This is a genomic window from Brevundimonas sp. EYE_349, from assembly GCF_023147505.1.
Classification (GTDB): domain Bacteria; phylum Pseudomonadota; class Alphaproteobacteria; order Caulobacterales; family Caulobacteraceae; genus Brevundimonas.
Genome location: NZ_JAHXPB010000001.1, coordinates 663863 through 683760, shown reverse-complemented (window position 1 = coordinate 683760; position 19898 = coordinate 663863). Strand labels below are relative to the sequence as shown.

22 protein-coding genes are annotated in these 19898 nt (G+C 68.5%); 12 read left to right on the top strand and 10 right to left on the bottom strand.

Going from position 1 to position 19898, the window contains the following annotated elements:
- The first annotated feature begins 10 nt into the window (after nt 1–10).
- The 6 genes from KZX42_RS03600 (at nt 11) to KZX42_RS03575 (ending at nt 8224) form a co-directional block, all read left to right on the top strand.
- Nucleotides 11–1831: an ATP-binding protein gene (locus KZX42_RS03600; RefSeq protein WP_248117165.1), complete on the top strand. Its 1821-nt coding sequence runs from the start codon at nt 11–13 to the stop codon at nt 1829–1831.
- Between the two features lie 135 nt (nt 1832–1966).
- The gene (locus KZX42_RS03595; RefSeq protein ID WP_248117163.1) at nt 1967–2464 is read left to right on the top strand and encodes an RcnB family protein; all 498 of its coding nucleotides are present in this window, start codon (nt 1967–1969) and stop codon (nt 2462–2464) included.
- Between the two features lie 98 nt (nt 2465–2562).
- On the top strand, nt 2563–4251 hold the full coding sequence (locus KZX42_RS03590; RefSeq protein ID WP_248117161.1) for a cisplatin damage response ATP-dependent DNA ligase: 1689 nt from the start codon (nt 2563–2565) through the stop codon (nt 4249–4251).
- Nucleotides 4252–4302: 51 nt separating this feature from the next.
- Nucleotides 4303–5247 (top strand): mechanosensitive ion channel domain-containing protein, encoded by a 945-nt coding sequence (locus KZX42_RS03585; protein WP_248117159.1) that lies wholly within the window; start codon nt 4303–4305, stop codon nt 5245–5247.
- Nucleotides 5247–6263 (top strand): beta-eliminating lyase-related protein, encoded by a 1017-nt coding sequence (locus KZX42_RS03580; RefSeq protein WP_248117157.1) that lies wholly within the window; start codon nt 5247–5249, stop codon nt 6261–6263. The genes KZX42_RS03585 and KZX42_RS03580 overlap by 1 nt, the downstream gene beginning before the upstream one ends.
- Nucleotides 6264–6400: 137 nt before the next feature.
- A complete protein-coding gene (locus KZX42_RS03575; RefSeq protein WP_248117154.1) occupies nt 6401–8224 on the top strand; it encodes an ABC transporter ATP-binding protein/permease in 1824 nt (607 codons plus the stop codon).
- Here KZX42_RS03575 and KZX42_RS03570 read toward each other — a convergent pair.
- The 4 genes from KZX42_RS03570 to KZX42_RS03555 all read right to left on the bottom strand — a co-directional run bounded on the left by KZX42_RS03570 (nt 8209) and on the right by KZX42_RS03555 (nt 11321).
- Entirely contained in the window at nt 8209–8688 is a 480-nt protein-coding gene (locus KZX42_RS03570) for a chemotaxis protein CheE (RefSeq protein ID WP_248117152.1), read from the bottom strand. The two genes, KZX42_RS03575 and KZX42_RS03570, sit on opposite strands and share 16 nt — an antisense overlap.
- A complete protein-coding gene (locus KZX42_RS03565; RefSeq protein ID WP_248117150.1) occupies nt 8685–9236 on the bottom strand; it encodes a response regulator in 552 nt (183 codons plus the stop codon). The genes KZX42_RS03570 and KZX42_RS03565 overlap by 4 nt, the downstream gene beginning before the upstream one ends.
- 126 nt (nt 9237–9362) lie before the next feature.
- Nucleotides 9363–10310 carry an acetyl-CoA carboxylase carboxyltransferase subunit alpha gene (locus tag KZX42_RS03560; protein ID WP_248117148.1) on the bottom strand — a complete coding sequence of 316 codons (948 nt, stop codon included), beginning with the start codon at nt 10308–10310 and terminating at the stop codon, nt 9363–9365.
- 90 nt (nt 10311–10400) lie between these two features.
- The gene (locus KZX42_RS03555; RefSeq protein WP_248117146.1) at nt 10401–11321 is read right to left on the bottom strand and encodes a tyrosine recombinase; all 921 of its coding nucleotides are present in this window, start codon (nt 11319–11321) and stop codon (nt 10401–10403) included.
- A 125-nt stretch (nt 11322–11446) separates the two neighbouring features.
- On the opposite strand from KZX42_RS03555, the gene KZX42_RS03550 reads away from it, so the two are divergent.
- Genes KZX42_RS03550 through KZX42_RS03540 form a run of 3 tightly spaced genes read left to right on the top strand, consistent with a single transcriptional unit; the run spans nt 11447 to nt 13703 of the window.
- Nucleotides 11447–12013, top strand: a complete 567-nt coding sequence (locus tag KZX42_RS03550) for a shikimate kinase (protein WP_248117144.1) — start codon at nt 11447–11449, stop codon at nt 12011–12013.
- Nucleotides 12010–13116 (top strand): 3-dehydroquinate synthase, encoded by a 1107-nt coding sequence (gene aroB / locus KZX42_RS03545; RefSeq protein WP_248117142.1) that lies wholly within the window; start codon nt 12010–12012, stop codon nt 13114–13116. Before KZX42_RS03550 ends, aroB begins: the two co-directional genes overlap by 4 nt.
- Complete coding sequence (locus KZX42_RS03540) at nt 13116–13703, top strand: GNAT family protein (protein ID WP_248117277.1); 588 nt, start codon at nt 13116–13118, stop codon at nt 13701–13703. The genes aroB and KZX42_RS03540 overlap by 1 nt, the downstream gene beginning before the upstream one ends.
- Here the strand turns inward: KZX42_RS03540 and KZX42_RS03535 are convergent.
- From KZX42_RS03535 to tadA, 3 genes are read right to left on the bottom strand one after another with little or no spacing between them, the layout of a single operon-like run.
- Nucleotides 13700–14743 carry a nitronate monooxygenase gene (locus KZX42_RS03535; protein WP_248117140.1) on the bottom strand — a complete coding sequence of 348 codons (1044 nt, stop codon included), beginning with the start codon at nt 14741–14743 and terminating at the stop codon, nt 13700–13702. The two genes, KZX42_RS03540 and KZX42_RS03535, sit on opposite strands and share 4 nt — an antisense overlap.
- A 40-nt stretch (nt 14744–14783) precedes the next feature.
- Entirely contained in the window at nt 14784–15236 is a 453-nt protein-coding gene (locus KZX42_RS03530) for an MliC family protein (RefSeq protein WP_248117138.1), read from the bottom strand.
- A 21-nt stretch (nt 15237–15257) separates the two neighbouring features.
- Complete coding sequence (tadA, locus tag KZX42_RS03525; protein ID WP_248117275.1) at nt 15258–15716, bottom strand: tRNA adenosine(34) deaminase TadA; 459 nt, start codon at nt 15714–15716, stop codon at nt 15258–15260.
- A gap of 12 nt (nt 15717–15728) precedes the next feature.
- Between tadA and KZX42_RS03520 the strand changes: the two genes are divergently transcribed.
- From KZX42_RS03520 to rsmD, 3 genes are read left to right on the top strand one after another with little or no spacing between them, the layout of a single operon-like run.
- The gene (locus KZX42_RS03520) at nt 15729–17237 is read left to right on the top strand and encodes a pseudouridine synthase (protein WP_248117136.1); all 1509 of its coding nucleotides are present in this window, start codon (nt 15729–15731) and stop codon (nt 17235–17237) included.
- A gap of 26 nt (nt 17238–17263) precedes the next feature.
- Nucleotides 17264–17677, top strand: coding sequence for a GFA family protein (locus tag KZX42_RS03515; protein WP_248117134.1), 414 nt, complete (start codon nt 17264–17266; stop codon nt 17675–17677).
- 6 nt (nt 17678–17683) lie between these two features.
- Nucleotides 17684–18259 carry a 16S rRNA (guanine(966)-N(2))-methyltransferase RsmD gene (gene rsmD / locus KZX42_RS03510; RefSeq protein ID WP_248117132.1) on the top strand — a complete coding sequence of 192 codons (576 nt, stop codon included), beginning with the start codon at nt 17684–17686 and terminating at the stop codon, nt 18257–18259.
- A 72-nt stretch (nt 18260–18331) separates the two neighbouring features.
- Here rsmD and KZX42_RS03505 read toward each other — a convergent pair whose 3' ends face one another.
- The 3 genes from KZX42_RS03505 to KZX42_RS03495 form a co-directional block, all read right to left on the bottom strand.
- Nucleotides 18332–18784: a hypothetical protein gene (locus tag KZX42_RS03505; RefSeq protein ID WP_248117130.1), complete on the bottom strand. Its 453-nt coding sequence runs from the start codon at nt 18782–18784 to the stop codon at nt 18332–18334.
- 235 nt (nt 18785–19019) lie between these two features.
- The gene (locus tag KZX42_RS03500) at nt 19020–19478 is read right to left on the bottom strand and encodes a low molecular weight protein-tyrosine-phosphatase (protein WP_248117128.1); all 459 of its coding nucleotides are present in this window, start codon (nt 19476–19478) and stop codon (nt 19020–19022) included.
- Nucleotides 19472–19894: a hypothetical protein gene (locus KZX42_RS03495; protein ID WP_248117126.1), complete on the bottom strand. Its 423-nt coding sequence runs from the start codon at nt 19892–19894 to the stop codon at nt 19472–19474. The genes KZX42_RS03500 and KZX42_RS03495 overlap by 7 nt, the downstream gene beginning before the upstream one ends.
- Between the last annotated feature and the right edge of the window lie 4 nt (nt 19895–19898).

Here is a 19898-nt window from a genome sequence, read left to right as displayed (position 1 = left end):
GCTCTGGGCTATGGTGGAATCAGACGGCGTTGCGAAGGCGCTGCCAGGCGATCAGCGCGCCGGGGATGCATCCCAGGCCCTGACGGCCATCCTGCAGACGCAATATCTGCGCTATATGATCATCGCCTCCTGGGCCCTGGGACTGCTGGGCACGATCGGATGGTTCAAGGCGACGCTTTGGTTTGGTTTGACTGTCGTGGCAGGGTCGGTTCGCGGCGTGGTCGAGCGTCGAGTCAGCCATCGCGTTGAAGGCGGCTGGGGGCTGGTCTTTCCCACTGTCGCAACCGTCACCACCGGCGCGTGGGCGACGGCGCCGTTGCTGGCGTGGTTTTCCGGCGCCAGCTTTGGTCAGCCGCTGGCCTTGGCCCTGATCATTTCCGGCTACGTGCTGGTTTTCGCTCAGCTTCGCAGTTCGCCGCGACAGGCCCTGATCATTTCATCACCCTATGGCGCCTCAGCGGCGATCATCCTGATGAGCCTGTGGGGCGGAGCCGAGTTCTGGTCCATGCTGGCGGTTCTGCCGTTCACCGCCGCCGGCTTGTTTGTTCTGGTGACCATGACCCTGTTGCGCGAAGAACGTATTCGCGTCTTCCAGGCGCACCAGGCGCATCTGATTGAAGAGCTTGAGGCGGCCCGCGACAAGGCCAACGCCGCCAATGACGCCAAGTCCAACTTTCTGGGCGTGATCTCGCACGAGCTTAGAACGCCGATGAACGGGGTGCTGGGCGCCGCCCAACTTCTCAGCGCGACACGACTGGAGACGACCCAGCGGGAGTATCTGTCGATCATTCGCAACTCGGGCGACAATCTGCTGTCGCTGCTGAACGACATCCTCGACATGACCAAGATCGAGGCGGGCAAGATGAATTTCGAGGTCGTAGATGTCTCAATAGACAGTCTGCACAAGCGCATCACCGGCCCGTTCGAGGCCCAGGCCGAGGCGAAGGGTTTGGAGTTCGTCTCCACCTTCGAGGGCGAAACGCCGACCGTGGTGCGCGGCGACCCGTTGCGCGTCTGCCAGGTCGTGCAGAACCTGTTGTCCAACGCGGTCAAGTTCACCGAGGCGGGACGCATCCACTACACCGTGCGCTCGCACCGGATTTCGGATCAGCGCGTGCGTTTCCAGTTCATCGTCCAGGACAGCGGGGCCGGCATCGCGGCGGCCGATCTGGAGCGGCTGTTCCTGCCGTTCACCCAGGTGGACAGCTCCTCCACGCGCCGGTTCGGCGGCACGGGTCTGGGCCTGACCATCGCGCGGCGCATGGCCAACATCATGGGCGGGGACATCACCGTCACCTCCAAACTGGCGGAAGGTTCGTGCTTCACCCTGGATATCGAGGCCGAGGTGGTGGAATGGGCCAAGCCGGTCATGGCTGAAGAAGTCCGTGCCGAAATCGAGGGCGGCGAGTCGCTTCGCGTGCTGGTGGTCGAGGACCATCCGGTCAACCGCATGATCCTGGAGGCGTGGATGAGTTCGGCCAACCATATCACCGCCACCGCCGAAAACGGCCAGATCGCCGTCGATAGCGCCGCCAGCCAGCCGTTCGACCTGATCATCATGGACGTCAACATGCCGGTGATGGATGGATTGAGCGCGACACGCCTGATCCGCGAAAGCGGCGGTCTGAACGCCGACACGCCCATCGTCGTGTTGTCCGCCTCCGCGCGGTCGGAGGATCACGAGGCGGGCCTGAATGCCGGAGCCGACGCCTATCTGAACAAGCCGATCGACTTCAGCGCCCTGGCCCTGCTGATGGGCCGGGTCGGCGGGGGGCGCGACGCGGTCGCCATGGCCTTCGAGCAGCCCTCGGAGGCTTCGGCCGCCGCCTGACGTACGATCCATTACGGCCAGAGTGCGGCCGTGCGATGAACCTCGGCCGAACGACGCGGTTCAGACTGGCCTCAGGCCGCCCCCTCCATAAAGGCAAAGCGTCGAATCGTTTCGGCCGCAGATGGAGACACGACCATGAGAAAGACACTCACCGCCGCGATCGCTGCAGTCATGGCCGCCGGCGCCCTGGGCGCCGCGGGTGCGGCCTCGGCACAGCCCATGCCCCCGCATGGTCCGCACGGCCCCGCCGCGCGCCATGGGCCCGGCCCGGATCACCGCGATTTCCGTCGTGAGCAGCGACATGACCGCCGCGACTTCCGCCACGAGCAACGGCGCGAGCGCCACGCCTATCGCGAAGAACAGCGCGCCTACGCCCGCTGGCAGCAGGCCCAGCGCCGTTATCAGGCGCCGCGCTATGTGCCGCCGCGCGGTTATGAGGTCCGGTCGTGGCGATATGGTCAGCGGATGCCGTCCTACTACCGCACCAACGACTATGTTGTGCGCGACTACGGCCGCTACGGTCTGCGCGCCCCGCCCCACGGCTATCAATATGTCCGCAGCGGCAACGACGTCGTGTTGGCGGCCGTTGCGGGTGGTCTGATCACCGCCGTGATCGCGGGCCTGTTCAACTAGGCCGTCGCACCGGCGACAAGCGCCCCGGAGGGAAACCTCCGGGGCGTTTTTCGTTTGAGACCAGCGGCGACGGTTGGCGCGCCAGGACAGGGATGGAAATGCGCGCCTTCGCCGAACTTCTGGATCGCCTGTCGCTAACGGCGTCGCGCAACGCCAAACTGGTGCTGGTGCGCGACTATCTGCGGGCGACGCCGGACCCGGACCGGGGGTGGGCGCTGGCCGCCTTGACCGGCGACCTGACCTTCGACGCCGCCAAGCCGGCCATGATCCGAAAGGCGGTGGAGGGGCGGGTGGACAGCGTGCTGTTCGGCTGGTCCTACGACTATGTGGGCGATCTGGCCGAGACGGTCGCCCTGATCTGGCCGGTGACGCCGGACCGCCGCCCCAACCGCGAGCCGGAACTGGCCGAGGTGGTCGAGGCGCTGAGGACGGCCAGCCGGGTCGAGGTGCGGGGCCTGCTGGAAAACTGGCTGGATGCGCTGGAGCCCAAGGGGCGGTGGGCGCTGTTGAAGCTGATGACCGGGGCCCTGCGGGTCGGCCTGTCGGCGCGGCTGGCCAAGACGGCGGCGGCGATGATGCGCCCCGACGTCGCGCCCACGCCGCCGTCGCCGGACGGCGACGAAGGGGAGACGACGCTGGAGGCGCTGGACGCCTCGGCCATCGAGGAGGTCTGGCACGCGGTGGAGCCGCCCTATGCCGACCTGTTCGCCTGGCTGGAGGGGCGGGCCGAGCGGCCAAGCCCCGATGCGCCCGGTCGGTTCCGGCCCGTCATGCTGGCGGTCGCCATCGACGAGGCGGTCGATCTGCCCAAACTGTCGCCCGCCGATTACGCCGCCGAATGGAAGTGGGACGGCATCCGCGTCCAGGCCGTGCTGGAGGGCGAGGTGCGCAAACTCTACTCCCGCACCGGCGACGAGATTTCGGCGGCCTTCCCCGATGTGATGGACGCCCTGGCGTTTGAGGGCGCCATCGACGGCGAACTGATCGTCTGGCGCGAGGGGGCGGTGGCGCCGTTCGGCGATCTGCAGCAGCGGCTGAACCGCAAGACGGTGGACGCCAAGGCGATGCAGGCCTTTCCGGCGGCGGTGGTGGCCTATGACCTGCTGGCGCAGGACGGCGAAGACCTTCGCAGTCTGCCTCTGCGCCAGCGTCGCGCGCGGCTGGAGACGCTGGTGGCCGATCATGCGGGCGAGCGGCTGCATCTGTCGCCGCTGGTCCACTATGCCGACTGGGACGAGCTGGCGCGCCTGAGGGCCGATCCGCCGGTCGGGGCGGCGGCCGAGGGGCTGATGCTGAAACGCTGGGACAGTCCCTATCTGGCCGGAAGGCCCAAGGGGCCGTGGTTCAAGTGGAAACGCGACCCGCACGTCATCGACGCGGTGTTGATGTACGCCCAGCGCGGGCACGGAAAGCGATCCAGCTTCTATTCCGACTACACCTTCGGCGTCTGGACCGATGACGGGGTGCTGACGCCGGTCGGAAAGGCCTATTTCGGCTTCACCGACGAGGAGTTGAAGCAGTTGGACAAGTTCGTACGGGATCACACGGTGGATCGTTTCGGACCCGTCCGCTCGGTGCGGGCCGAGCGGGATTTCGGCCTGGTTCTGGAGATCGCCTTCGAGGGGCTGAACCGCTCGACCCGGCACAAGTCGGGCGTGGCCATGCGATTTCCGCGCGTCAGCCGCATCCGCTGGGACAAGCCCGCGCGCGAGGCCGACACCCTGGACAATGTGATGAACCTGCTGGACGCCATAGAAAGCGGCGGCGGACGCATCGCCAAGGCATGAAAACGGGCGCTCGGGGCTTCCAATCGCGGCGTCAAGCGTTAGACCCGGCCCATGTCTTCGACCCTCTCTCTTGACGTCGCCTCCCTGGACCAAGCGGTCGCCGCCGGCCGCAAGGCCATTGCGGTCGATGCGGTCATGATCGCCAAACTGACCGAACTGGCCGGCGAATTCGCCGTCAACCTGACCATCGCCATCCTGATCTTCGTCGCGACCCTGTTTGCGGCCAAATGGGCGTCCAGCGCGGCGCGCAAGGCCCTGTCGCGGGTGCGCGGCTTCCGGCACGACCCGACGGTCCTCAGCTTCGCCGTACAGGTGGTGCGGGTGGTGGTCATAATCGTCGGCATGATCGCCGTGCTGCAACGGCTGGGGGTGCAGACGACCTCGATCATCGCGGTGCTGGGCGCGGCGTCGCTGGCGGTCGGTCTGGCGTTGCAGGGCACGCTGTCCAACGTGGCGTCGGGTATCATGCTGCTGGTGCTGCGGCCCTATCGCGTCGGCGACGTGGTGGACGTGGGCGGGATGTCGGGCACGGTGCAGCGGCTGGACCTGTTCACGACCCAGTTGTCGAACGCCAACAACCACAAGATCGTCATTCCAAACTCCAAGGTCCTGAGCGACTCCCTGACCAATCTGACGGGGCAGCAGACCCGGCGGATCGAGATTCATTTCACTGTCGGGTATGGCGACGACCTGAACCAGGCGCGTCAGGTGCTGGCTGACGTCGCCGGGTCGCACGACAAGGTCTTGCACGATCCCAAGCCGTGGACGGGGGTGACGGGCCTGTTGGACAGTTCGGTCCAGATCACTCTGCACGCCTGGGTCAAGGTCGGCGACTGGTGGCAGACCCAGGCCGATCTGATGCAGGGCGGCAAGGAAGCGCTAGACGGGGCCGGGATCGAGATTCCGTTCCCGCATCAGGTCGCCGTACCCTATGGCGACGCCGGTCACGACACCATCGACGCGCCGGTTCGCAGTCTTCCGGGCAAGGCCGGCTGATGCGCTACGATTTCGGGTCCGACAATACGGCGGGCATGGCGCTGAGCGCCATCGAAGGCCTGGTGCGCGCCAACAAGGGGTTCGCCCGTGCTTACGGCGGCGACGACGTGACCACGCGCGCCGCCGATCAGATCCGGCAGCGGCTGGATGCGGACGCCGAGGTGCGGTTCGTGTTCAGCGGCACGGCCGCCAACGCCATCGCCCTGTCGATGCTGGCCCAGCCCTATGAGGCGGTGATGGCGCATCATGCGGCGCATATCTGCACCGACGAGACGGGCGCGCCGGGCTTCTTCGGTCATGGCGTCGGCCTGATCGGCCTGCCAGGCTTTTCGGGCAAGATCGACGCCCTGGCCCTGCAGGCGCAGTTGGCCGAGGCCGAGGTCGGCCATCGTCAGCCGCCCGCCGCCTTGTCCCTGACCCAGGCCACGGAATATGGCGGGATCTATACCGAGGAGGAACTGCGCCACCTGATCGAGCCCGTGAAGGCGCGGGGCTATCGCGTGCATATGGACGGGGCGCGGCTGGCCAATGCGGCGGCGGCGGGGTTCGACCTGAAGGATATTCCGCGCCTGGGCGTGGATGTGCTGGTGTTCGGCGGGGCCAAGGCCGGGGCGAACTGCGCCGAGGCCATCGTGCTGTTCGACAAGACCCTGGCGCGGCGTTTGGACAACCGACTGAAGCAGGCCGGGCAGACGGCGTCCAAGACGCGACTGCTGTCCGGGCCCATGCTGGGCCTGTTGGAAAGCGGCGACTGGGAAACGGGCGCCGCCCACGCCAATCTGATGGCGCAGCGGCTGGCGGCGGGCATCGCCACACGATCATCCTTCGTTCTGGCCCATCCGGTGGAGTCCAACGCCGTTTTCGTGCGGATGTCGCCCGAGGCGCATGCGCGTCTGATCGACCTGGGCTGGGCCTGCTATCCGTTCGACGACGGGTCGGTGCGGTTCGTCTGTTCCTGGGCCACCCAAGCGGCGGCGGTGGACGAGTTGTTGGACGCCATCGTCGGGCTGGATTGAGCGACTAATCCCCGGCCGCGCGTCAGCGTGGCCTTTCCCCGGTCGCAATGGCTTTCCATATGCGGCGGATGGCGATGCGTGGAGAGCGCTCAGGCGGCCGGCGCGACCCGATGGTCAAGGCGCAGCAGGCCGGGAGCATGGATGACAAGGCGGACGGACCGGCGACGCTGACGGCGCTCGCGGATCTTGCGCGGCTGGTGGGGCGTTCGGGCGCGCCGCAGCTTCGGCTGCGGCTGATCTCGGCCATCGCCCTGACGCTGACGGGCAAGGGGCTTGGGGTGTTGGCGCCGCTGGTGCTCGGCGCGGCGGTCAATCGGCTGGCGGCCGGGCAGGGGGCGGCGGTCGCCGTCGGCTGGGGCTTCGCCGCCTTTGCGGTGGGCTGGGCCCTGGTGCGGCTGCTTTCGGCGGCCTCGCCGCTGATTTCCGACGTCGTGTTCGCACCCGTTCGCGCAGCCGCCCAGCGCGCCACGGCGGCCGAAGCCTTTGCGCATGCGCTGAGCCTGTCGCTGGATTTTCACCAGACCAAACGCTCGGGCGCCCTGTCGCGGACGATGGATCGCGGATCGCGCGCGGTCGATTTCCTGCTGCGCATCTTGGCCTTCAACCTGGTCCCGACCGGGGTCGAACTGGTGCTGGCCGCCGCTGTGCTGGGCGGCAAATACGACTGGCGCTTCGCCGCCGTCGCCGTGGCGGTCGTGGTCATCTACACCATCGCCACCTTCGCCATGTCCAACTGGCGGCTGGAGCATCGGCGGATCATGAACGCCGCCGATTCCGAGGCCGCCGGCGTCTCGGTGGACGCTTTGCTGAACTATGAGACGGTGAAATCCTTTGGCGCCGAGACGCGCGCGGCGCAGACCTATGAGCGAGCGCTGGGCGACTACGCCCAGGCGTCGCTGAAGGCCAACAGCTCGCTGGCCCTGCTGAACGGGATGCAGGCCCTGGTCATGAACCTGGGACTGGGCGTCATGGCGGTGATGGCCGGGTTCGAGGCGGCGGCAGGACGGATGGGGCCGGGCGATGTGACCGCCGCCGTCCTGATCATGATTTCGCTGTATGCGCCGCTGAACATCCTGGGCTTCGCCTATCGGGAAATCCGCCAGTCCTTCATCGACATGGAGGAGATGCTGAAGGTGACGCGCCAGACGCCGCAGGTGGCCGATGCGCCCGACGCCGTCGCCCTGCCGCGCCCGGCCGATGCGCGCGGTGCGGCCGTGCGGTTCGAGCATGTGGGTTTCCGCCACGACGCGCGAGCCAACGGGTTGGAGGATGTCAGCTTCTTCGCCCCGCCCGGTACGACCACGGCCATGGTCGGGCCGTCCGGCGCGGGCAAGTCCACCATCGTCAAACTGGCCCTGCGCCTTCTGGACCCCCAGGAAGGGCGGGTGCTGATCGACGGTCGCGACGCGCGCGATGTGACCCAGGCGTCGTTGCGGGCGGCGGTGGCCCTGGTGCCGCAGGATGTGGCCCTGTTCAACGACACCTTGGCGGCCAACATCGCCTTCGCTCGCCCAGACGCCGACGAAGTCCAGGTCTGGGCGGCGGCCGAGGCGGCGGAACTGGCCGACTTCATCCGGGGCCTGCCCGAAGGAATGCAGACCAAGGTCGGCGAACGTGGGCTGAAGCTGTCGGGCGGCGAGCGTCAACGGGTCGGTATCGCCCGCGCCCTGCTGGCCGACCCCTGCATCCTGATCCTGGACGAGGCCACCAGCGCCCTGGACAGTCGAACCGAGGCGGCGATCCAGAAAACCCTGCGCAAGGCCCGGAATGGCCGCACGACCCTGGTCGTCGCGCACCGCCTGTCCACCGTGGCGGACGCCGATCAGATACTGGTCCTGAAGGCCGGGCGGATCGTCGAACGCGGCGCCCACCACGAACTGGTGGCGCGTCAGGGCGGGGAATACGCCGCCTTGTGGAAGAAGCAGACCCGCGCCGGAAAGGCGGCTCAGACCGCAGACTGATCGGCGGCCGGCAGTTTGCGACGAAGGACTTCGTGCAGATTGGTCAGGATGGCGGTGCGGGCGGCCTGCTCCTCTGCCGGCAGGGACAGCAGCACCTTCATGGCCTGGGCGTGGACGGTGGCGATGCGCCAGTCGAAGCCGCCCTGGCGCGGCGCGGCGTCCAGCAGGTCGCACAGTCCCTTGGCCGCCGTGCACAGGTCGTCCATCGAGAAGGGGCTGGCCGCGTCGATGATCTGGCTGGAGGCCGAATAGGCCGCATCCAGCCGCAACGGCTCGATCAGGTCGGGGTCGGGCTTGGTCAGCAGGACGGCGATGTTCTGGGCGATGATGTCGCGCGCCTGGCTCTGAAGGGCGTCCAGATTGGATCTGGCCTGGGCCAGGGCGACGCCGACGCTGATCCCGCCGGGCCGATCCATCATTTCGGCCAGGCGCGAGCGTTTCTGGTTGTGGGTGATGACGGTCATAGAGCCACGCTCTCCATCGCGGTCTTGCGGCGCAACATGTCCGCACGACGTTCGACGCCTTCGTAGTCGGTGTGGCGGAAGCGCCGATCCGGCCCAAGGTAGTCCCCGACCTCGAGAAACGGCCGGGTGTCGCGCGCCACCCAAAGAATGCGCTCCAGCAACAGCGCTGGGCTGAACGGCTTGGTCACGACGAAGTTGGCCCCGCAGTCGCGCGCCTCGGCGACCCGGCCGCGCCGGATATGACTGGCGGTCATGATGACGGGGATGAAGGCGTTCGGGTTGGGGCCGGACCGCCGCAGCCAGCGGACCAGTTCGAACCCGTCAATGTCAGGCATGTCGGTGTCGATGACCAGCAGATCGACCGTCTTTTCGGCCAGCAGCCGCTTGGCCTCGGCCCCGCTGCCGATGGCGAAGCTGGGTCTGATGCCGAAACCGGCCAGGGCGTTGGCCGTCAGGGTCAGCGAAAAGGGCGAATCATCGACGATCATCGTAACCGCGCCCGTCAGATTGAAGACGGCGCTTTCACGCAGAGATTCGCCGCCGCTCATGCCGTTCGGCCCCGGATCGAACCCGCCCTCGTTATCATGGCCGGCCGTGCGCCCCGCAACCGTTGTGGATAGGACGTCAGCCTGTCAGACGATGATGGACGCTGCGTTAACGCTGGCGCTGGCGCCCTACAGTGCGCCGATGGCGTAGAAGCGTTCGGCGCGTTGCGTCTTGATCTGCTGCGGCGACAGGCCGGCGAAGCCCCTCAGTTCCTCGGCCAGAACGTCGCCGACCTTGGCGATGGCGGCCTCGCGGTCGGTGTGAGCGCCGCCGGTCGGCTCCTCGATCAGGCGATCCACGATCTTCAACTGCATCAGGTCGGGGCCGGTGATCTTCATGGCCATGGCCGCATCCTTGGCCCGCGCGCCATCGCGCCACAGAATGCCCGCCGCGCCCTCGGGCGAGATGACCGAATAGATCGAATGCTCCAGCATAATAACCCGGCTGGCCGCCGCGATGGCGATGGCCCCGCCCGAACCGCCTTCCCCGGTTATGGTGGCGATGGAAGGCACGCCCAGCGTCAGGCAGCGTTCGGTCGAGCGGGCGATGGCCTCGGCCTGGCCCCGCTCCTCGGCGCCAAGGCCCGGATAGGCGCCGGCCGTGTCGATGAAGCTGAGGACCGGCAGGCCGAACTGCTCGGCCATGTCCATCAGGCGCACGGCCTTGCGATAGCCTTCGGGGCGCGCCATGCCGAAGTTGTGGGTGATCCGGGTCGTGGTGTCATGACCCTTTTCGTGGCCCATGATGACCACCGGCCGACCGCGAAACCGCGCCAGACCGCCCAGGATGGCCTGGTCGTCGCCGAACTGACGGTCGCCGTGCAGTTCGTTCCAGTCGGTGAACAGACCCTCGACATAATCGACGAAGTGCGGACGCTGGGGGTGGCGCGCGACCTGGGTCTTCATCCAGGGATCCAGACCGGCATAGGTCTTCTTGCGCAGCTGATCGGCCTTCTTGCGCAGGGCCTCGATCTCATTGTCGAAATCGCCCGAGGTGTCGGACAGCAGCGACAGTTCCTCGATCTTGGCTTCCAGATCGGCGATCGGCTTTTCGAAGTCGAGATAGTGCGTGGCCATCAAGGCGTCCGGGAACTGCAAACGGGCAAGAGCGCCCTTGGGGAAGGCAGGGGAAACTAGAGAGGTCAACGCCGCCCGGCAAGCGGCGGTTCAGTCGTCGCGCGCCAAGGGGTGGTTCTGGTGGACGACCTGGGCCAGGCGGTCGGTGGCGACGTGGGTGTAGATCTGGGTGGTGGCGATGTCGGCGTGGCCCAGCAGGGTCTGGACGATGCGCAGGTCGGCGCCGCCTTCCAGCAGGTGGGTGGCGAAGGCGTGGCGCAGGACGTGGGGGCTGACGCGGGCCGGGTCGATGCCGGCCGTGATCGCGGCCTCGTCCAGCAACTGGGCGAAGCGGCGCGGGGTCAGGTGGCCGCTGCGGCCGAAGGAGGGGAAGAGCCAGGGGCTGTCGGGTCCGTCAGGCTTGCGCCCATCCTTTCCCTTGAGTTTGGCGTCGCGGGCGGTCAGCCAAGCCTTGATCGCCTCGCGGGCGGCGGGGTTCAGGGGCGCGAGCCGTTCCTTGCCGCCCTTGCCGCGCACGATCAGATAGGCCGGATCGCGCCGCACCGCCTCGATCTTGAGCCCCAGCAGTTCGGACACCCGCAGCCCCGAGGCGTAGGCCATCTCGACCAGAGCGACTAGGCGCAGGCCCGCCGCCGCGTCGCGGGCGGCCGAGGCGGCCAGCAGGGCGTCGATCTCTGCGCGGCTCAGCACCTTGGGCAGGGACCGCCCTTGTTTGGGCGCGTCGAGGCGGCGCGATGGATCGTCCGCGCGCCAGCCCTCGGCCAGGGCGAATCGATAAAACTGACGCGCGGCGGACCGGCGGCGTGCGGCGGTGGCGGCCGACAAGCCGCGTCGGGATAGATCGGCGAACCAGGCTTCCACCGCCTCGGCGTCCGCCTGCATCAGGCCGCCCGCCTCGGCCAGCGCAGTTTCCGCATCGGCCAGGTCGCGACCATAGGCCGACAGGGTGTGGGGCGAGGCGTCGCGTTCGACCGCCATCATCTCCAGAAAGGCCTCGATCTGAGGCGTCATCGCACGATCCGCGCGCCGAACGGATGGCGCATGGTCTGGCTTGGTGTAGAGGTTTCAGGGATCATGCCTGCCTGCGCCTTCGCCTTCGCCGTTCCTTCGACCGTCCGTTCCGCCGGAGCCGCCGGATGAGGCGGCGCGCGAATCCGGCGCCGACGCGCATCATAGCCTTGGTCGGGCTGATGGGGGTGGGCAAATCGTCAGTCGGGCGCCGGCTGGCCAATAGACTGAAGCTGCCCTTTGCCGACGGCGATGTGGAGATCGAGGCGGCGGCCGGCATGACAGTGTCGGAAATCTTCGCGGCCTTGGGCGAGGACGAGTTCCGGGCGGGCGAGGCGCGGGTGATGCGTCGCCTGCTGGAGGGTCCGCCCATCGTGCTGGCCACCGGCGGCGGGGCGATGATGAACGCCGAAACGCGGGCTCTGCTGAAGGATCGCGCCGACACCATCTGGCTGAGGGCCGATCTGACCGTGATCGCAGAGCGCGTGGCGCGACGCGACACGCGGCCCTTGCTTCGCGGCAAGGACCCCTTGGCGGTGCTGACCACCTTGGCCGAGGCGCGCTATCCCATCTATGGCGAGGCGGACGTGACGGTGGACGTGGGCCAAGGCTCGCACGGCCAGGCGGTGGACGCCATTCACAAGAACCTGCGCCGGCACTGGCGCAATCGAAGACGCGCGGAGACCCGGACATGACCACCCTTGCCGTGAGCGGCGGCGCCTTCGCCGCCTATGACGTCGTGGTCGGGCGCGGCCTGCTGGCCCAGGCGGGCGGGCGCATCGCGCCCCTGGCGAAAGGGCGCACGGTCATCGTTACGGACGAGACTGTGGCGGCGATCCACGGCGCGGCCCTGGCCGAATCGCTGGCGACGGCGGGTGTGAACACCCAGATAGTCGCCGTGCCGGCGGGAGAGGGGTCGAAGTCTTTCGCCCAGCTGGAACGTGTGCTGGATCGGCTGCTGGAGATCGGGCTGGACCGCAAGGATGTGGTCATCGCCCTGGGCGGCGGGGTCGTGGGCGATCTGGCCGGTCTGGCGGCGGCGCTCTACATGCGCGGCATCGACTTTGTGCAGATACCGACGACCCTGCTGGCCCAGGTGGATTCGTCGGTCGGCGGCAAGACGGCCATCGACACGCCGCGCGGCAAGAATCTGGTCGGCGCCTTCCATCAGCCGCGTCTGGTGCTGGCCGACATCGACGTGCTGGCGACCCTGCCGGAACGTCAGGTGCGCTCGGGCTGGGCCGAGGTGCTGAAGCACGGGCTGATCTGCGACGCGGCCTTCTTCGACTGGCTGGCGGGCGAGGGCGCTGTGGGCGCCAACGGTGATCCGGCGGCGCTGGAACGGGCGGTGATCCGCTCGGTCGAGATCAAGAGCGCCATCGTTGGTGAAGACGAAAAAGAGGCCGGGCGGCGCGCCCTGCTGAACCTGGGCCACACCTTCGGCCATGCGGTCGAGACGGAAGTGGGCTTTGACGAAGGCGCGCTGGCGCACGGCGAGGCGGTGGCGCTGGGCTGCTGCATGGCCTTCCGCTATTCGGCGCGCGAGGGTCTGTGTTCGGCCGCCGATGTCGCGCGGGTCGAAGCGGTGGTCGCCGCCGCGGGTTTGCCGACGCGGCTGGAACAGGCGGGCGCGTTCGGGGCCGACCGTCTGCTGGCCCTGATGGCCGGGGACAAGAAGGCCGAGGGCGGGGCGCTGACACTGATCCTGGCGCGCGGAATCGGTGAGGCTTTCGTGGCCAAGGGTGTGGATGCGGCCAAGGTTCGGGCCTTCCTGATCGAAGAAGGCGCGACCGCGTGATGCGGATCGGCATGGGGCCGCTGGAGGATGGTTTCGTGCGGCTGGAGCCGTTCGAAGACGGGCTGGAGGCCGAGATCCGTGCGGCGCTGGATTGCGATCCTGACGCTTGGGAGATCATGGTGGGGCCCGCCTATGGGGACCATTTCGACGGTTGGTGGGAGGCGGCGCTGGCGGCGATGCGGACCGGGACGCGGATCGCCTATGCGGTGCGGCGGCGCTCGGACGGGGCGGTGGTGGGCACGACCAGCCTTTACGAGATCAATCCCGCCCATCGCCGCTGCGAGATCGGCTCGACCTTCTATCGACCCGAGGCGCGGGGCGGCCCCATCAATCCGGCGTGCAAGCGACTGCTGCTGGCCCATGCCTTCGACGCCGGGGCGGTGCGGGTCGAGATCATCACCGACGCCCTCAACCCGCGGAGCCAGGCCGCCATCCTGAAACTGGGCGCCAAGCCCGAGGGGGTGCTGAGAAAGCACAAGACCACCTGGACCGGCCGGGCCCGCGACACAGCCATGTTCGCCGTTATCGACGACGACTGGCCCGAGGTCCGCGACCGCCTGGAGCGGCGGCTGGCGGCGTTCGGCTAGACGTCCATCTCCGCGACCAGCGCCGCGATCAGGTCGGCGGCGGGCAGGGTGCGGGCCAGGGCGGCGCCCTGACCGGCCCATTGGGCGCCGAAGCCGAACTCACCAGCGGACTTGGCGGCGGCGTTCAGCGCCTTTCCGGCGTCATAGGCGACCGGATAGTCGGGCGGGACGGCCGCGGTCGTCGCGTCCCAAGCGGTGAAGCGATTTGCCAGACAGCGGGCGGGGCGGCCGGATATGGCGCGGGTCATGACGGTATGGAGCGCGGCGTCGCCAGCCAAGGCGGCGCGGTATCCGGCGTCGGCGGCGCTTTCGGGACAGGCGACGAAGGCGGTGCCCATCTGGACCGCGACGGCGCCGAGATTCGGCGCCGCGCGGACGCCCTGTCCGTCCATGATCCCACCGGCGGTGATGACGGGACCGGCGCGGGCGACCAGAAGTCGGGTCAGGGCCATCGCGCCCAGGCGGCTGTCCTCGGCGTCGGGATCGAACATGCCGCGATGGCCGCCAGCCTCCCAGCCTTGCGCCACCAGGGCGTCCACGCCGGCCGCCTTGCAGGTCAGGGCTTCGTCCAGCGTGGTGGCGGTGGCCAACAGCAGGCAACCGACCGCTTTCAGGGCGCGGATGCGGGTAGTGTCGGGCAGGCCGAAATGAAAGCTGACCGCCGCAGGCGGATCGGCCAGCAATCGGGCCAGCATGGCGTCGTCGTCGGCGAAGCTGCGATAGATCACGCCCAAACCGGCCGGCGGCGCGGCGCCGAAGGCCGCGAACTGGGGCGCCAGAGCCTGAAGCCAGGCCGCCTCATTGACAGGATCCCGGCGCGGCGCGGCGTGGACGAACAGATTGACGTTGAAGGGGCGGTCGGTCAGAGCGCGGGTGTCTGCGATCATCTGGCCCGCGCCGACCGCATCGGTCGCGCCGACGCTGATGGAGCCCAAGGCGCCAGCGTTGGAGACGGCCGCCGCCATCCGTGGCGTGGAGACGCCCGCCATCGGGGCCTGGATGACGGGAACGCTCAGACCGAGGCGGTCGATCAGGGACATGGGCTCCAGCTAGGCGCCGTTGGCGTCCGCCGCAACGGCGTCAGTCGACGGCGCGGCAGTCGGTCGGTTGGCGGCCCTCGACCGACCAGGTGGCCAGCACGCCCTTGCCGCGTAGTTCGACGTTGGAGGCGCGGTACCAGATCCCGTCGGCGGCGCGTTCCTGATACAGGTCCACCGCCTCGCCGGACGAGTTGCGGACGGTGGCCATCTGGCGCGGATTGTCGAAATCGACCGACAGGCGCTCGCCATTGTCGCACAGATAGACGGTGTGGACGACGCGGTTGAGGGTGCGGTCCTGAATCTCGGCGCCTGTGCGCTGACGCGCGGTCTGGGCGGCGACGGCGCGATCCTTGACCTCATCGCCGCTGCGGGGCGCCTTGTCGGGGTCCGGGCCGCAGGCGGTGAGCAGGGCCAGGGCGGCCAGGCCGCTGAACACGATCGACTGCGGCAGATCCGGCTTGAACAAGGTCTTTTCCTCCACGGCGTCGCCCAACGGCGCCGCTTTCGCGGCGGTCTAACGTGCGCGGCCTGCCCCCGTTCCCCTCCGCTGACGGAAGAAGGATTTGAGCAGCGACGACGCTTCATCGGCCAGGAGACCTGAGTCGGTCGCTGGGCGCCAGTGGCAGGTCAACTGTTCGAACAGACGCGGCCCGTGAATGACGGCGCCGCCCTTTGGATCGTCGGCGGCCCAGACCACGCGGCCGATGCGGGCGTGGCTGATGGCGCCGGCGCACATGGCGCAGGGCTCCAGCGTTACATAGAGAGTAAGGCCGGTTAGGCGGTAGTTATCCAGCGCCGTCGCCGCGCGCCGCATGGCGACGATCTCGGCATGGGCGGTGGGGTCGCGGGACGCAATCGGGCCATTGGCGCCGGTCGAAATTACCTCACCTGAGGCGGGATCGACAAGAATTGCGCCCACGGGCACCTCTCCTGCGTCCGCCGCCGCTTGCGCTTGGTCCAGCGCCATGCGCATGAACCGCTCATCATGGTCCGCCATACAGACGACAACGACAAGAAGCCCCGCGCCCGTCAAGACGAACGGTCGCCCCGGCCCTTTAAATCCTCCGGTCCCCGCAAGAGCGGCGACGGGACGAAATCATTCGGCGACAAGCCGCGCGGCCCTCGCGACGACGGCGCAAAGCGTTTCGGCGACAAGGCCGACCGCCCCCGCAGCGACAAGCCGCGCACCGACAAGGGCGGCAAGGACGGCAAGTCCAAGACGCCCGAAACCCCGCTGCGCGCCGAGCGAATCGCCAAGACCATGGCCCGCGCCGGCATCGCCTCGCGCCGTGAGGTGGAGCGGCTGATCGGCCTGGGCAAGGTGGCGGTCAACGGCCGCATCCTGGACACGCCCGCCACGCTGGTGACGCGCGACGACGTGATCACCGTGGACGGCAAGCCCATCGGTTCGACCCAGGCGACGCGCGTCTGGCGCTACCACAAGCCTGCGGGCCTTTTGACCAGCCACAGCGATCCGACGGGGCGGCCGACGGTGTTCGACGCCCTGCCTGCGGGCCTGCCCCGCGTGATCTCGGTCGGGCGACTGGACCTGGCGACCGAAGGCCTGTTGCTGCTGACCAATGACGGCGAGTTGAGCCGGGCGCTGGAACTGCCGTCCACCTCGCTGGTGCGTCAGTATCGGGCGCGGGCGCGCGGCAAGATCACTCAGGAACAGCTGGACGCGCTGAAGGACGGCGTGGTCGTGGACGGCGTGTCCTATGGTCCCATCGAGGCCAAGCTGGACAAGGCCAAGGAAAGCAAGGCCGAGGACGGCAAGGCCCCGGCCAACCTGTGGATCTCGGTCTCGATCACCGAGGGCAAGAACCGCGAGGTCCGCAAGGTGCTGGAATCGGTCGGCCTGACGGTCAACCGCCTGATCCGTCTGGCCTATGGCCCGTTCCGCCTGGACGTGCTGCCCGTCGGGGCGGTGGAGGAGGTCGGGCCGCGCGTGATCCGCGAACTGCTGGCCGACTACATCCGGCCCGAGAACCTGCCCACCGGCAATACGGTCGAGACGCCCGCGCCCATCCCCGGCCGCCGCGTGTCCACGCCCATCGTCAAGGGCCGATCGGGTTCGGCCATGTCGGATCCGTCGCGCAAGCCCAGCCGCGTGCGCGCCGCCGAAACCGCCCAGGCCGACGCCGTCGAACGCCGCGAGCGCCCGGCCAAGAAGGAGGGCTGGGCCAAGGCCGCGCCCAGGTTCGAACATTCCAAGACCTTCAAGCCGCGCGAGCGCACCGCTCCCGTCGGGGAGCGTCCGGCGCGGGAGGACGGCGACCGGCCCAAGCGCGCCTTCAAGCCGCGCGACGACCAGTTCATTGACGACCGCAGGAAGCCCGCAGGGGCAAGGCCAGGCGCCAAGCCTGCCGGGCGTGCTGGTCCTGGCGCGGGCTCGGGAGGGCGCGACTTCAAGCCGCGTTCCGGCGCCAAGCCGGCTGGGCCATCGGGAACCAGCGGGCGTGGCCCCGGCGGCAAGCCGCGCGCGCCTCGTTGAGACGCGCCGCCGAGGAGAGCTAAGGCATGACGTCGTCTTCCACCGGCCGGTGCCTGTGCGGCGCCGTGACATTCAGCGCCATGCCCAGAGGCGGGATGCACGCCTGCCATTGCGGCATGTGCCGGCGCCTGTCGGACGGCATCCTGTTCAGCGTGGACTGCGGCGACAGCGTGCAGGTTCAGGGGGCGGTGGCGACCTACGCCTCGTCCGAGTGGGCGACGCGCCAGTTTTGCCCGGCGTGCGGGACCGGCCTGTTCTGGCGCTCCAACGACGGCGCCTTGACCATGGTGTCGGCCCAGGCGTTCGACGATCCGTCCGCCTTCGTGCTGGAGGACGAATTCTGCATCGACAGCAAGCCCGAGACCTATGCCCTGGCGGGGGATCGGCCCCGCCTGACCACCGACGAACTGTACGCTCAGTTCGCTCCGCCAGAGGCCTGACGAAGGATGCGGATTGTCGCAGGCAGCCTTAAGGGCCGTTCCATCGTCACGCCGGAAGGGAAGGGCACACGCCCGACCTCTGACCGCGCGCGCCAGGCGGTGTTCAACGTTCTGGAACACGCCGCCTGGGGCGAAGGCTTGCAGGGCGCGCGGGTCATCGACCTGTACGCCGGGTCGGGCGCCCTGGGGTTCGAGGCGGTCAGCCGGGGGGCGGCCTTCTGCCTGTTCGTGGAGATCGAGGATGACGCGCGCGGCGCCATCCGCGAGAACGCCGACGCCTATGGACTGATGGGGCGCACACGGGTGCATCGACGCAGCGCAACCGATTTGGGCGTGCGGCCAGGCCCCATTGCGGAGGCGTTCGACATCGCCTTTCTGGACCCGCCCTACGGCAAGGGGCTGGGGGAACAGACGCTGGCGCGCCTGCTGGAGGGGAACTGGCTCAAGCCCGGCGCCATCGTGGTGTTCGAGCGCGGTTCGGACGAGCCGGAGATCGACACGCCCGGCTATGAGCGGCTGGACGCGCGCGACTATGGCGCGGCGCGGGTGCTGTTCCTGAAGGTGCTGGCCCCGACCGCCTGATCTGGAAAACTGCGCTCAGAACTTTTTTGAGTGCACTTTCGTGCAGATTTTTGCGAGCGGGTCGCAGCGGGATCAGTCCGCAGGCGGCGGACCCAGCAGGGCCTCGTCCTCCTCTTCGATCTCGCGGCGTTCCAACTCCATCAGGGCGCGGGTCTCTTCACGGCTCATGCCCTTGAAGAATTCGGCGTCGGCTTCGCGGGAGGCGTCGCGAAGGTCCAGCCACAGGCGCTGCCAGCGACGCGCGTCGGTGGCCCGACCGCCCTCCGTCGCCTCGATGAAACGCAGCCGCGCTGTCTGGGCCAGGTCGTTGATGTCCACATCGTCGTAAAGGCTCAGATCGGTCTCGCCGGGCGGGGGCTCGACCTGATCGCTGCGCCGCCAGCCATATTTGCGGGCGCGACGCCGAAAGGCGGACAGGCCCAGGTCGTGGCGGCGACACACGGCCTCTGCGCTTAGGCCCGACAGATAGTCGGCGCGGGCCTGGGCCCAGGTTTGAGCGGCGCGGATGCGATAAACATCGGTCATGACCGCAGCCGTAAACCGCCGCTACGTCAAACGCGGACGTGGCGTCATGCTTTCCCTCTTCCGGTGGGAGAAGGTGGGGCCGGATGGGGGCGTCGGCTCCATCGGTCAGCGTGAGCCGTCGCAGGACAGAGGTCAAGCATCCGACCCTCATCCCCCGGCTGCCTCGCGCCGCGCTTGGGGTCGCGCCAAGACGGCCGCTGCGCGTGCGCTCAAGCCCTCTCCCGACGGGAGCGGGTTACAGTTTGGCGACGAGGCCGCGCGCCGCCGCCGTCACCTCGGCCCAGGTGATCTCAAACCCGTCGTCGTCGCCGAAATAGGGGTCCGCCACCGCCTGGCCCTCGCGGCCGGGAACATGGTCGAGCAGCAGGCTGAGCTCGGCGGTCGCATCGTCGGGACGCAGGCGGCGCAGGTTTTTCAGATTCTCGTGGTCCAAGGCGATCACATGATTGAAGCGGCGAAAGTCCGCCGGTGTCACCTGGCGCGCCTTCAATCCCGAAATTTCGACCCCATGACGTCGCGCCGTCGCCTGCGCCCGCGGGTCCGGCGCCTCGCCCGCATGCCAGTCCCCGGTCCCGGCGGAATCCACGATCAAATCCCTACGCAACCGCTGCGCCTCAGCCCGCAGGGCCGCCTCCGCCAGAGGCGAGCGACAGATGTTGCCGAGGCATACGAAGAGGACGGAGGGCTTCAACATGCCGGGATCAGGTTGACGGGATAGTTGTCGATCTCGCCAGCATACCAGACGTCGGTGGCGCCGATGCCATGCTTGACGACATGCCAGCGACCGTTCCGTTTGGCGAGGATGGCTTCGGTACGCACGCCGTCCATCTCGTCGTTGGTGGGACGGATCGCGCCGCCGTCGGGGCGTTGGGGCGTCACGATGGCGAAAGCGTGGGGGCCGATCACGCGGATCTGGGTGACCACGAACTCGATCGGCCCGCCTAACTCCCGCTCCACCACAGGACGAAGCGCGCCTAGAATCGCGCGGCGTTCTCTGGCGTTTGGAAGCAGGGCGGCGGGTTGCGCACAGGACGCCTGAGCGGCTTGGCCGTACGCGACAGGATCGGGCGAGGCGCACGCCAGAGCAGCGATGAGAACGAGGGCGGACATTATC